The sequence below is a fragment of the Microcystis sp. M109S1 genome (genome assembly GCF_020247025.1).
GTDB lineage: Bacteria > Cyanobacteriota > Cyanobacteriia > Cyanobacteriales > Microcystaceae > Microcystis.
Window position 1 is genome coordinate 1 of the sequence record NZ_JADBRW010000126.1, and the last position, 11783, is coordinate 11783.

General features: G+C 41.4%; 17 protein-coding genes. 3 read left to right on the plus strand and 14 right to left on the minus strand.

Translation table 11 applies throughout. The annotated features are described in order from the left end of the window. The 12 genes from IM322_RS06015 to IM322_RS06070 form a co-directional block, all read right to left on the minus strand. A partial coding sequence (locus IM322_RS06015; RefSeq protein WP_287713142.1) for a helix-turn-helix domain-containing protein occupies positions 1–150 on the minus strand: 150 nt, incomplete at its 3' end. A gap of 128 nt (positions 151–278) precedes the next feature. Further along, entirely contained in the window at positions 279–572 is a 294-nt protein-coding gene (locus tag IM322_RS06020) for a hypothetical protein (protein WP_287672752.1), read from the minus strand. Between the two features lie 98 nt (positions 573–670). Continuing rightward, a complete protein-coding gene (locus tag IM322_RS06025; protein ID WP_287672754.1) occupies positions 671–1396 on the minus strand; it encodes an FkbM family methyltransferase in 726 nt (241 codons plus the stop codon). 23 nt (positions 1397–1419) lie between these two features. Then, on the minus strand, positions 1420–2370 hold the full coding sequence (locus tag IM322_RS06030) for an FkbM family methyltransferase (RefSeq protein WP_287672755.1): 951 nt from the start codon (positions 2368–2370) through the stop codon (positions 1420–1422). A gap of 99 nt (positions 2371–2469) precedes the next feature. Then, positions 2470–3390 (minus strand): glycosyltransferase family 2 protein, encoded by a 921-nt coding sequence (locus IM322_RS06035; protein ID WP_287672756.1) that lies wholly within the window; start codon positions 3388–3390, stop codon positions 2470–2472. Between the two features lie 136 nt (positions 3391–3526). After that, positions 3527–3841 carry a DUF2283 domain-containing protein gene (locus IM322_RS06040; protein WP_287672757.1) on the minus strand — a complete coding sequence of 105 codons (315 nt, stop codon included), beginning with the start codon at positions 3839–3841 and terminating at the stop codon, positions 3527–3529. A 266-nt stretch (positions 3842–4107) separates the two neighbouring features. Next, complete coding sequence (locus IM322_RS06045) at positions 4108–4437, minus strand: hypothetical protein (RefSeq protein ID WP_287672768.1); 330 nt, start codon at positions 4435–4437, stop codon at positions 4108–4110. Positions 4438–4528: 91 nt separating this feature from the next. Next, entirely contained in the window at positions 4529–4693 is a 165-nt protein-coding gene (locus IM322_RS23215) for a BrnT family toxin (RefSeq protein WP_353737495.1), read from the minus strand. A 28-nt stretch (positions 4694–4721) separates the two neighbouring features. After that, on the minus strand, positions 4722–4907 hold the full coding sequence (locus IM322_RS06055) for a hypothetical protein (RefSeq protein ID WP_286823740.1): 186 nt from the start codon (positions 4905–4907) through the stop codon (positions 4722–4724). Then, positions 4904–5248 (minus strand): hypothetical protein, encoded by a 345-nt coding sequence (locus tag IM322_RS06060; protein WP_287672758.1) that lies wholly within the window; start codon positions 5246–5248, stop codon positions 4904–4906. Before IM322_RS06060 ends, IM322_RS06055 begins: the two co-directional genes overlap by 4 nt. Before the next feature lie 391 nt (positions 5249–5639). Next, positions 5640–6026: a type II toxin-antitoxin system VapC family toxin gene (locus tag IM322_RS06065; RefSeq protein WP_271975564.1), complete on the minus strand. Its 387-nt coding sequence runs from the start codon at positions 6024–6026 to the stop codon at positions 5640–5642. A 3-nt stretch (positions 6027–6029) separates the two neighbouring features. After that, the gene (locus IM322_RS06070) at positions 6030–6257 is read right to left on the minus strand and encodes a DUF2281 domain-containing protein (protein WP_158198790.1); all 228 of its coding nucleotides are present in this window, start codon (positions 6255–6257) and stop codon (positions 6030–6032) included. Positions 6258–6647: 390 nt separating this feature from the next. On the opposite strand from IM322_RS06070, the gene IM322_RS06075 reads away from it, so the two are divergent. Beyond that, a complete protein-coding gene (locus tag IM322_RS06075; protein WP_287672762.1) occupies positions 6648–7229 on the plus strand; it encodes a PEP-CTERM sorting domain-containing protein in 582 nt (193 codons plus the stop codon). A gap of 116 nt (positions 7230–7345) precedes the next feature. Here the strand turns inward: IM322_RS06075 and IM322_RS06080 are convergent, their stop codons facing one another. After that, on the minus strand, positions 7346–8917 hold the full coding sequence (locus IM322_RS06080; RefSeq protein WP_287079241.1) for a Na+/H+ antiporter: 1572 nt from the start codon (positions 8915–8917) through the stop codon (positions 7346–7348). A 136-nt stretch (positions 8918–9053) separates the two neighbouring features. On the opposite strand from IM322_RS06080, the gene IM322_RS06085 reads away from it, so the two are divergent. Further along, positions 9054–9593 carry a DUF3038 domain-containing protein gene (locus tag IM322_RS06085; RefSeq protein ID WP_287672764.1) on the plus strand — a complete coding sequence of 180 codons (540 nt, stop codon included), beginning with the start codon at positions 9054–9056 and terminating at the stop codon, positions 9591–9593. Between the two features lie 163 nt (positions 9594–9756). Continuing rightward, positions 9757–11094, plus strand: coding sequence for a DUF4335 domain-containing protein (locus tag IM322_RS06090; protein ID WP_287672765.1), 1338 nt, complete (start codon positions 9757–9759; stop codon positions 11092–11094). A gap of 46 nt (positions 11095–11140) precedes the next feature. On the opposite strand, the gene IM322_RS06095 is transcribed toward IM322_RS06090, so the two are convergent. Beyond that, the coding region (locus IM322_RS06095) for an RNA-guided endonuclease InsQ/TnpB family protein (protein WP_287713141.1) at positions 11141–11783 on the minus strand (643 nt) is incomplete at its 5' end.

Below are 11783 nucleotides of genomic sequence, written 5' to 3' on the forward strand. Positions count from 1 at the left end.
ATATCCTACTCTTTCTTGTCTTTCGTACCATGCTTGTGTTCGTTCGTGGAGAGCTTTATTGTAAACTAATCTTACACAGCCCAAAGTGCGCCGCAATAGCGACTCTTGTTCTGGTGTGGGGTAAAATCGAAACGAATAGGCTTTTTCCATGTCTCACATTCTAGCATATATTTGGTAAATGCGCTAGTATTTAACGGTAAAGCCGTCGTAGAACGACGGGGTTTCAGACCCAAAATTTTCGATGATGATATTAGCGTCGAGAACGACGAATTTGAGTCTCACCCGTCTAAATCCTTTCTCTGATTGGCTCTGTCCGCTTCACACATCTGACGAAACTCACGAACAATATCGTCTTCGGAAATTCCCTTTTGACTTAACAGGTACTCAAATTGAGCGGCCACCGCTTGTAAGGCAGCGATATCGGCGCTTTTACTCCCCTGTTTAACGGGGAAATAGAACCCAACAGTATGACCGTGACGTAGTACCTCAACGGGAGTCTCACCGTATATGTATTTAGGGAGTCCGCTCCGAAATTCTCGCACCCCAATTTTCTCAATGTCATGCTTATCCATAGTCTCTCTCGTTGTGTACGCATTGTGTACATAGTGTAGCACTATTTGAGAAAGGATATCAACAAATAACTTTGCTCATGTTTTACCAGATTAAATTTTTAATCTGGTTTAAAGAAAATACCATCCATCTGCAACATCCTCCCAGTTTTTTCGGCGGTAAAACCTGGTTCAATACCGTACAGTTCGTAACCTAGTTTTTCTATAATATCAATCATTTCTTTAAACAGGACTTGACCTTCGTAGAGAGGGACTAAAGATAATTCAAGCTTAATGCCTTTAACCAAAGGCAAAATTGCTGTTGCCCCTTCTATCACTTGTTTTTCCAATCCTTGCACGTCTATTTTGAGGAAAATGGATTTAGTTTCGCTTTTGATATAGTCCTTGGCAATGGTATCTAGCCTGCTCAATTTTACTGTTTCTGATCCAGAGTAAGCTGATTCGGGTGCAGATTCTAAGTGAGCATCCAGCATTGGCAAAGCTGAACTACTCTGACTATTACCAGCAATATTGATGGTAATTTCACCTTCTTGGTTGCCGATGGCAGTTTGGGGAGCAATTTCCCACAGCGGCTCTTTTTTACTAACAGCTTTTAACTGAGAGTAAGCACTTGACAGTGGTTCAAAGGAAACAATCCTACCCGAATAGCCTAACTCTCGCAGTAATTTAGCATACTGCCCAATATTAGCACCAACATCGAATACTAAGTCAATGTTGTGATAGGCTAACAAGCGCTGCATTTTCGCCGCTTCGGATGTTTGGACATTGTATCTTTTTAGATCAACTCCTAAACTTCTGGAGAGTTTCTTAATCGTTTTTTTAGGCATAAATTTTTTGTTGAAAATTAATTTTATTCAAGGGGCAATCCAACCCAGTCCCATGAAACAAATACATCAGGACTATCCATTTGACATAATTTACCTTTGGAACTGACTCCATATATCTCGTAGTTGTGATCATTCAAGAACTCTTTTGTTTTTTCGGTTGATGACCAATTTTGAACTGCTTCTACTACCAATATTGGCTTGTCTCTTTTAATGATATTCTCACCTCCTTGCAGAGCAAAAGTTTCGGCTCCCTGGATATCCATTTTTATGAGTTTTACATCTTTTAATTGACTAATTAAACTATCTAGCTGACATACTCTTATGTCATATTCTTCAATTAAATTTGGACAGCTTCCTTCTTCTAATACTTCTACGCTTTCTAATTGACAGCCACTATTCTCTCCAGAATGTACCAATAATTTTTGTCTGCCTTCTGTATTGGATACGGCTTCGTTATGCAGAATCACGTAATCAGTTAGTTGATTTTGCTTTACATTGTGTTCTAGCAAGGAAAAATTCAGCGGATTTGGCTCAAAACTATGAATAACTCCTGTCCAACCGCGAGATTTTAGCTCATAAGCAACAATCAAAGTATAAACACCATGATGCGCTCCTATATCTAACATAACAAATCCAGGTTTGATTTGACTGACAATATATTGAACCAAGTGGTATTCTATTTCACCAACATAATATCCTTGAACCGACATTAAACTACCATAAGAACGGAAGTTGATTTTTTCTCCATAAATCTTGAAATCCTGTGGGTGATTGACAATTAATAGATCGTGAATATGTCTTAACAAAAAAGGTTTTAAGTAAAACTTACTATCATGCCTTAACAAGGGAGATTGGTGATATAACCAATACATCGGATTTTGAAGAAATTTTGTAATAGGCAATAGCGGATATTCAGCAGATTTATAAGCTGATATAATACTCTTAATCGTGTTTTTAATTGTTTTGTTAAGCATAGAGCATAGCATATAGAACAACTGAAATTTTTTAATCCAAAGTATTCTTTGAAAAATGCAGCTTTGTTAAAGCGTCAAGTGAACAAGTTGAATTGATACTCAAAGCTCAAATATTGTTTTTAGTTTATTGACTACGCGCCTAGTCAAAGGGGTCTGACAGTAAACACGATAAGTAAAGTTATCCGCATCGGCATGGGGAACTATATAAGCAGGATGGCGTAAGGGAAAGCTTATAGCTTTTACGGGGATGTTATTCAAAACAGATCTAGATATTTTGGTGTGTGTTGCCTCTACACCAAATCCAATATTACTAACGAGATTTGTATTGGGTGTAATTGTCAAAACATTTTGTAGTAAGCAAGATAGTATCCATTGATAATCCCAAGTGTCGATCTCTCTATCATAGGTTCTTTGTAATATTTCTTTCCAATATCTTAACTGCTGAGTATCCTGAAAAATATATCTCAGAAAACCATCATCTTTAATTTCATTAAACAAACTCATATCACGATCATAATGCTGCCACGCTCTCCTCCAGGTTGCCCAACCCCATATAAAATGATAGCGAGAGAAGTAATAGCTGTACTTAGTACGCTGATGACCGAACTGAAAATTACAACCTATTATAGATGCAATTCTCTCATCATCTCGATAATAATCGAGCAATTCTTGGCAAAAGCGAAAAAAACTAGGATGTGGCAAACAGTCATCCTCAAGAATAATCGCTTCCTCAACTGTGTCAAAAACCCAATCTAAACCACTCGATACCCGATTTTTACAACCTAAATTTAAATCAGAATAATTCGTCAACACCTCACAATCCCAATCCACACCCTCGATAATAGCACGAGCCGCCTTACACTTTTCAATATCATCGGCTCTATCTGGACGGGGACCATCGGCAACCACTAATAACTTGGGTGGTTTAGCCTGACGAATGGCTTCAAATACTCTCGCCGTCGTATCAGGTCGATTAAAAATCAGGAAGGCGACAGGAGTGGTTAGTTGGAAGTCAGCCATAGACGAATTTACTGTTAACTCGGGGTATCCTAACCCACCCTGACCAAATTGTCAACCCATTTCAGGATTTGGGAGCATCTCATTTATGCAAGTGAGTAATTATACTTATCCATAAAACTGGTTTCTAGCAAGGCTTTCAAAATAGCTTGACATAAAAACCTGATTTAGGGGTTACAAAGGTGAGATGCTCCCCAGGATTTTCAGAGCCATTAATTTTATTTTCACTATCTCCACTGTTAAAATCCGAAGCTTTCAAGACAGTTAATCCAACTAAGTCTCGATCTCTATAATGATAGATAATATTGTCTTCTAGCAAACTATCATTGGCTCTTTGAGGCTTACGAAAGCTAATATATAAAACATCTGCTTCTTCATCATAATCTATCCAGATTCTTGAAGAAGGTGCAGTTAGCAAATAAGGAATTGATTTTAAGAGATTGACTTCTGCCATAGGATGCCTCGCTTGATAATTTTTTCGCAGGAGGATGTCAAAAAAGCAGTTATGACAAATCCATCGTTCTTTAGTTCTTTATAGATGACGACCGCGTCTTTTCTTGAGATAACAGTTTTCGGATAATGTTTTAGTGCTATTAGCTCATCAGTCCATCCCTTAACAATCAAATCAGGTTCAGCAATAGTTTCTAGTACCATATCAATACATCCCGCCCTGTAAGGCATCATAGAACTTAAAACCCAGTTCCATCAAGGCTGTGGCTCTCAATTCGATCGCCTCACTCGAAGGGAGCCGACGGGTGGCAACCGATAGGATGGATTCCAGTTGCTCTTTTTTGAAAGGGTCTGGGTTCCTACTGATTTCAAATTCAATGGCATCGCTGTTGAGTAAGACCCATTTCTCCTCCAGACCTTGATGTACCATGATGCAACAACTGAGGGATCAAGCTGCAGAGTTACAGGAACTTTTAGAGGAGAATTAACAGTAGCTTCTTGCCAAAATTCGGCATCAGTAGCAGGTATATCTGAATAATCTATATCAGAATCTTTCATCTGACCAAGGATCTTTAATTGTTCCTCTCTCGACATACTCATAATAAATTCTCCTTTCCTCTGCATTAGCGCGTCTTGTAGATATAAGCCGTATTTTCTGTTCTCGTAGAGTGTACACTGCAACTAGGACGAATTATCCTAAAAGTCCCAAAGCGATTAATCTTTCTTCGCCGTAGTCTCTGCGATTATCAGGTTTTGAGATGCAGACTCCTGAAAAGATTTCTTTGGCAAAATTAAAGTCGATCCCGTGTTTTTCAATATTGATGTTGTTCTTTTGGTCATCCCACTCGAACTCCATCTTTTGACTCTAACTCCATAACTACCTACTATTCAATAGGTTGCCCTCTTTGCATTAGCCTTTCTCGTCTCTTTTGACGGGATTCTGTTTCGAGTTGAGCGAGTATATCGTCTAAAAAGAGATTATAAAGCTCAATCTGGCGGTTAGTTTCCCGTAAGCGTTCAAGAGATTGTTTTCTAGTTGCTTCATCAGGATAGGAGGTGCGGTAAGTCATAGTAAGTTCCATTGCCTCTTAACTTCATTAATACTAGCGTTAACAGCATCTACGCTGGCTGTTCCTTGCAAAATCGCTCTTTCTAACATCTCTAGCATCGTATTTGAGAGAGTAGGCTGCTCTTGTAAAATTCTCAGCAGGATATTATTAATTCGGGAGTAGGAATTAATTACCCTCTCTCTGGCATTAAATAATTCTTCTAATTCTGATAATGTCCGCTCATTTTCCCCGTATTCAGTAAAAAGTTGCCATTCCGTCGCTGATGCGTATTCTATCTGCTCCGCTAGTTGACGCAGTAGCTCAAAAATGCTAGTTAGGGTTTCCTCCGGTAATTTAGCCATATTCAGTTATTTCTGTTATCCCCAGTCTATCATCTGGTTGGTGCGAGGTAATCGTACTTAATTTGGTTAGCGATCGAGTTGAGGGGCAGTCAAGGGAGAACGCAAAGGCGAATCCCACATACCGCGCCAAAATCCCTCACGAAAGAGGATAGGTCGCCTGCGAAGGGGTAAAACAGGGGAAAATACCTGAAACTCCTTTCCCTATGAATCCCTAAGCTAGGGAGAGAAATGTAAAGATTTATTAAATTGTATCTTGAGATACAGTGCGGGAGGGGGTAATGTGTATCCTTTTGTTGTCCGCCTTTGGTGTTGGGTTAAGGTATTGCTTGATCTAGCTGCGAGGGGGGCGATCGCACTAGAAAAGCGGTGATCGCCTGACATTTTGGGAAATTTACCAAATTCTTTGAACGGGGTAACGGTCAAATATTTCATCAATGCTCAGAATCGGCATAATTTCGGTTATTGATTGGGATATTAAAAGTCGATCAAAGGGGTCTTTATGATAGTGGGTAAGGGTTGCTAGTGTCCAGATATGAGCTAGATCAATAGAAAGTATTTCTAGATTATTAATGGTTATTTGATTTTTAATTAATTCCTGTAAGGATGGGTTAAGTTGTAATTTTCCCAGTTGCAGTTTTATTTGCATTTCCCAGACACTAGCAACGCTTAAAAACAAGCGATTATTTCGATCAAATAACAAATCTTGCCCGGTTACTGATAGTTTTTCTGAGTTAATTGACCACCAAATAAAGCTATGGGTATCTAATAAAAGTTGCATGGGTTAAGTTGGCGGCAAGAGTTCATCGGTTAGGGGTTCGTTAAAGTCATCGCTGATCCAGCCTTGACCTTGATATAATCCTGCAATTCTACCTGTTTGGGTTATTTGGGTTTGATGGTGTTGATTGACTATAGATTCCAAAAAATCGAGAATTTCTTGTTGTTGTTGGACAGGTAATGTCTGAAGGGTTTGCAACAAAGGAGAATTGGTATCTAGGTCAGCATTGTTCATAACGATTTGATTTGAGGATTTTGGGGGAATACCTTAAGGATAACATCGGTTTTCAGAGGTGAGGGGACAAGTTACGGATGTTGCGGTCGCAACGCGCTCGCTACGCGAGATCGCACTACGGAAGTCGGTTCGGGTTTCTCTGTCTCGTCTTCTGGGGGTTGTTTATTCTGGTTCTGAGTTTTCTTGATAGAGATTAAGAAGGAAATATAAAGATTCATTAAATTGTAGCTTAAAATACAGTTTAGGGGGGGGGTAATGTGTATTCTTTTGTCATCCGCCTCTGGTGTTGCGTTAGGGTGTTGTTTGACTGGGGATACCATCTGAAATTTGCCCATGCATCATTACTTATTTGTTTTTACTGTTTATAAAGGTTTGAGGTTTGATTAAGCCATGCAATGTATAACTCAAAGTTCAAGAATAAAGCTTTTTTCGATTGTTGGATTAGGAATTGTAACTGTAGCGATCAGTGCTGATAAGGTTTTATCTGCTACCCTCGTCAATCCACGGACAGATTGCGACGGGTCTGGTGCGGGTGTTGCAACGGTGTGTTATGGAGTGACACTCACTAATAATACTGGTAAAATAGTTAATGATCTCCACATTCAAGTAAACCCAAGCGGGAAATTTCGCGCCATGCCCGTAGCTGTTGTTGAAAAAGTAAAAAAAGAAGGAACACCTAAAGACTTGTCACTTAACCAACCGTTTAATTGGAACAAAGATAATTTTTTTACATTATTATCTGGTGGTTCAGTCCTCGTTCGCTGGTTTTCCGAAAATAACGACCCAAAAACAGAAAATGTAACTAATGTTACCTGGACTTTTAATGGTGGTATAGTAACAACACCCTCAACTCCAGAACCTACTTCTATTCTATCATTCCTCGCCCTCGGTACTCTAGGCGCAGCTTCAACCCTGAAGCGCAAACTGAAGTCATCTAAATTGACAGAAAAGGAAACTACAAAAGTCTCCTAAAATCCCCCATAAAACCCCACAAAAACCCCTTCATTAATTGCAGGGGTTTTTGTCATAGGAGCCAGTCGTCGATCATTAGGAGAATTGAGATTGATTGTATATACCCCAAAATAGTCCTACTGTTCACTAATTTTACTTTCAGCGAGAATTTCTTGAAGGACGGGGGATAAATTGCTAGTTAAACGCCCGGATCGAATAAATTCAGCGTAGGTATCAGCTTCGATATCTAGGAGGGTTTCCCGAAGTTGTTCCATTGTTAATAGTTGTAATTGGGGATAACTATCGTTGAGAGATTGAATTTCCGCTTCTACAGTCTTTAACTTTTCTTTGACGAGATGCTGCTCATAACTAAAAAATTCGGGGGCAACATCGGGAGATTTATCTAACTTAGAAAGATAGTCTAAAACCCTTTTTAAAGCTACCCGTCGGGCTAAAAGTTCCGCATAGTTTTCTCGAATTGGTTGATCACCGATCAAGTCTAATCTCGATAGGAAAGTTTGAATAGTTAATCCCTGAACCAAAAGGGTAAAGAGAACAACTCCGAAGACGATATCGATGATATCCTGACGATTGGGAAAAATAACCGGCACACTTAAAGCTAGGGCAATAGAAACGGAACCACGCAAACCTCCCCACCATAAAACCGTTTTTTCCCGCCAATTAATTTTAGTTTCCATCAAGGCATTACTAACAGTTGCCAAAGCAAAGGTAGCCAGAAAACGGGCCGCTACCACGGCAGCGATCGTGATAAAAATTAAATTGAGATTATCGGCTAAACTGGAGAGACGGATCTGATCGCCGATGAGGAGAAAAACGATCGAATTGACAAAAAAAGCGAGAAACTCCCAGAATTGCGTGACTAATAGGCGGGTACGGGGACTCATACTAATTCTAGAGCCAAAATTACCTAAAATAATCCCCGTAGTCACCACTCCGATTACCCCCGAACCCCCGAACTCCTCGGTTAATAAATAAGCACCGTAGGCGGACACAAGAGTTAAAGACTGTTCCACTAGGGGTAAATCCAGACGTTGAGTCAGATAGGAGATACCAAAACCCACTAAACAACCCACTCCTACCCCGATACCGATAAAAGCGGCAATCCGGCTAATAGTTGTCTCTAAGGATAGACCACTAGCACCGAGGGGAATTTCCACCAAAAGAGCGAAAGCGACGACAGCGACCCCATCATTAAATAAACTTTCCCCTTCCAAAAGCACGGTGAGGTTTTTACTGGCCCCCAATTCGCGAAAAAGAGCGACAACAGCGACGGGATCCGTAGAAGAAAGGCTCGCACCCACTAATAATGCCGTAAATAGGGGTAAATTGGTCAATTCATCGAGGGCAAAGCCAACCCCGAAAATCGAGATAATTACGCCGACAATAGCGAAAAGACTGACGGGAATCCAATTATCCTTCAGATCTCGCCAGCGCGTATTCCAAGCGGCTTCAAATAGCAAAGGGGGCAGAAAAATTTCTAGAATCAGTTCGGGGGATAGGTTCACCAGACGGATATCGATGAAAGCTAAACCTAAACCGACTATCACTAACAATAGGGTGTAAGGAATTTGGCGAAACCAGCTAAAAATCCTCGAAACCGTGGCCACACTCAGGGAAACGGACAAAACAATTAGAAATTGTTCTAAATTTTGCTTAATAACTTCATCGGTAGCGGATTCTAAACTCATTGGGTGGGAGGCAATCGGTGAGCGGACGTGCAAGAAAAGAACAATCTAAATTATTATGACACTTTAGAACCAGTGATTTTTTCTCCTAAACCCAAGTTTTTCTGCTGGCAATTCCTTATTATCTATGTCCTTGACTATGCCTCAGTCTGCCGAGTCCTCCACGGGTGAGGATTTACCCCTAGCTATCTCACCCAGTAACGAGCAGTTAGAGAATATTAATAGCTATTTAAACCTGATTTTGGCGGCTTTAGTCTCTCTAGCTAATTTAGACTCCGAGTCTATCACCCAAGCAGCCCAGGAATTAGCCTTAGATCTGGATACAAGCGATCGCCTAGTTGCCCACTACTGGCAACCCCAGTCAAACCTCTCCCTAGCGGACATCCGTTCTCTAGTTCTCCTCCTCTGTCATCTAGCCCAAAAAAAGCAAGAGTTAATCCGTCGCGCCGTAATTCTCTTGGAACAAGTGGGAACTCAAGGACAAGAACCCCAAAAAACCACGCTTTTGGGCAATTATATCGATAATTTTCGCTTAAAATACCCAGAAATATCGGAAAATAATCTCAGCAATTCTAGCCTAACTTCCCTAGCCTGGAAATTATTAATCGATTTATTATTCTACAGCAGCCACCGCAGTCATCTCCTTCTCTGGCACACCCTTTTGGCAAGTAAAAAGTAAAAAGGCTATCAGCCTTGAATCAGTTATCAGTTATCAGTTATCAGATGTAAGTTTTCAGTTCACTGATTACTGATTACTGTTTACTGATCACTGAAAAAAAGCTTCCCAGTTCATAATTCATAATTCATAATTCATAATTCATAATTCCCACCGATAACTAAAAATGAGTAATCTAATTCGCAAATATACACCCCCCACCTGTACCCTAGAAATTTGGGGAAATAGTTCGCCTCTAGCGGTTTGGCTGGGTAAAAATGTCTTAAACGATGCCCACTTTCAATTGCGCTTTGATGATCCTAGATTGAGTGAGGAAAAACAGGTGACGATCAAAGGCGATCGCACACAATTACAACTACTAGGGGAAATTGTCGCTAATTATGTGCAGAATTTACTCTCTAGTCCTGTTTCTACCCTCTCTTTCGTGGCTAGTGGTTCCCCCGAAAGCCATCTCCCCTCCTTACCCTCTCTCCGTTGTCGGGGACTTCTCCAGCATCAATTATTTTTAGGTTCCCTGCTAACCGATCGGGATAAACAGGAGATCGAATTAACCACATCGCAATTATTCGATCTAGCCAATGCTTTAGGGGAATATAACCATGAAAGCCCCCTAATACCCCCATTAATTCGCCAGAAAACTCGAAAAAATGCCCTGATGTGGACGGGATTAATCGCCTCAGCCCTAATAACTATCGGGGGAATAGCGATCGCATTTTATCAACAGCAAGAAGTGGCCAACAATGATTTAACCATCGATCCCAATAGCGCCAAGATTCCCCAACCCTTGCCAACGCTGCCTTTACCCCCCACGGGAACGGCCGCCCCAAACCCGCAGTTACCGGCAAATTTGGGCAATAAAACCCCTTTACCGCCACCGCCACCCGTGGGAACCGTTCCAGCCCCAGTTCGCCCCTCTAGCGTCCCCCTGGTGATTCCGCCGCCCACTTTACCGCCGCCACCAGTCACGGGTTCGCTTCCAAGCGGCACGGCGATCGTAATTGAACCGAATAATCAGAAAATCCCGATTACTGCCCCCCCCGTCACCGGTGCTCAGGGTACAAATGCACTGGTAAATGTTCCCCCCACCACGATGAATCCGACTCCAGCACCGCCAAAATTGCCCAATTTACCGCCTCTAAGCCCTATTAACCCCGAAAATGCCAATTTAGACACCAAACCGCCCACAAGCACCGCTAAAGCCCCAGAGACGAATTTACTAGATACAATTCCCCAAGTGGCAGAAACCAGAGAATATTTTCAATCCCGTTGGCAACCGCCGGAAAGTCTCAAGCATACTCTAGAGTACCGTTTGGTCTTAAATCAGGATGGTTCCCTAAAACAGATTATTCCCCTGGGACAGGCGGCGAAAATCTATCTCGATCGCACTAATATGCCCCTGCTCAATCAACCTTTTGTTTCTCCCCTCGATGTCCCCGGTAATCCCCAATTGCGTCTGGTGCTTGGTTCCGATGGTACGGTGCGGACTTTTATGGAACAGCTTTGACTCTCCCCCGCCAACCGCTCGCGCAGTGTAGCGGGGGATTCTTGGTTCATAGGCTCTTGACTAGATCAAACAGGTTTAACTGAACGACCCCCACCAGACCGCCTCCGCAAGCGTTTTCTAACACGGTCAGTCCGACCGCGTTCTTTCCTCGGTTCTCAATTACCTTCGCTGATGCCGTATCTCTCGGTTCGATGTGGCCGCAGGAATCGCATCGGTGAACTCTTTCCGATAACGACTTTTTACCAGTGAACGCGCCACAATTAGGACACTCTTGCGAAGTTCCATTTTTATCGACCTTAAGATAATATTTTCCCCGTTTCCAAGCGACAAACGGTAGTATCTCGTTAATAAAACTACCGATACCCGAATCTAGAGATTGCTTTCTAACGATCCCTCTAGACCAGGAAACGAAGTTAATATCTTCAACGAAGATATTATCAGCAAAATCGCAAAGGTAATGAGCTAACTTAAAATGCCAATCTCTACGAGTATTAGACACTTTTTCAGGTAATCTTGCTATCTTCTCTTGGAGTTTCAACCAATTGTTAGAGCCTTTGACTTGATGTTTCAAGCGTCTTTGTAGCAATTTAAGCTTACTCTGTACTTTCAACAAAAATCGAGGGGCTTTGATTAAATCTCCCCGTGAAGTAGCCACAAAACTTTCAATTCCCGCGTCAATTCCTAAACAG

Excerpts from the sequence above, each read along its gene's own strand:
- IM322_RS06020 (WP_287672752.1), bottom strand. The coding sequence starts at position 572 with ATGGATAAGCATGACATTGAGAAAATTGGGGTGCGAGAATTTCGGAGC.
- IM322_RS06025 (WP_287672754.1), bottom strand. The coding sequence starts at position 1,396 with ATGCCTAAAAAAACGATTAAGAAACTCTCCAGAAGTTTAGGAGTTGAT.
- IM322_RS06030 (WP_287672755.1), bottom strand. The coding sequence starts at position 2,370 with ATGCTTAACAAAACAATTAAAAACACGATTAAGAGTATTATATCAGCT.
- IM322_RS06035 (WP_287672756.1), bottom strand. The coding sequence starts at position 3,390 with ATGGCTGACTTCCAACTAACCACTCCTGTCGCCTTCCTGATTTTTAAT.
- IM322_RS06040 (WP_287672757.1), bottom strand. The coding sequence starts at position 3,841 with ATGGCAGAAGTCAATCTCTTAAAATCAATTCCTTATTTGCTAACTGCA.
- IM322_RS06045 (WP_287672768.1), bottom strand. The coding sequence starts at position 4,437 with ATGAGTATGTCGAGAGAGGAACAATTAAAGATCCTTGGTCAGATGAAA.
- IM322_RS23215 (WP_353737495.1), bottom strand. The coding sequence starts at position 4,693 with ATGGAGTTCGAGTGGGATGACCAAAAGAACAACATCAATATTGAAAAA.
- IM322_RS06055 (WP_286823740.1), bottom strand. The coding sequence starts at position 4,907 with ATGACTTACCGCACCTCCTATCCTGATGAAGCAACTAGAAAACAATCT.
- IM322_RS06060 (WP_287672758.1), bottom strand. The coding sequence starts at position 5,248 with ATGGCTAAATTACCGGAGGAAACCCTAACTAGCATTTTTGAGCTACTG.
- IM322_RS06065 (WP_271975564.1), bottom strand. The coding sequence starts at position 6,026 with ATGCAACTTTTATTAGATACCCATAGCTTTATTTGGTGGTCAATTAAC.
- IM322_RS06070 (WP_158198790.1), bottom strand. The coding sequence starts at position 6,257 with ATGAACAATGCTGACCTAGATACCAATTCTCCTTTGTTGCAAACCCTT.
- IM322_RS06075 (WP_287672762.1), top strand. The coding sequence starts at position 6,648 with ATGCAATGTATAACTCAAAGTTCAAGAATAAAGCTTTTTTCGATTGTT.
- IM322_RS06080 (WP_287079241.1), bottom strand. The coding sequence starts at position 8,917 with ATGAGTTTAGAATCCGCTACCGATGAAGTTATTAAGCAAAATTTAGAA.
- IM322_RS06085 (WP_287672764.1), top strand. The coding sequence starts at position 9,054 with ATGCCTCAGTCTGCCGAGTCCTCCACGGGTGAGGATTTACCCCTAGCT.
- IM322_RS06090 (WP_287672765.1), top strand. The coding sequence starts at position 9,757 with ATGAGTAATCTAATTCGCAAATATACACCCCCCACCTGTACCCTAGAA.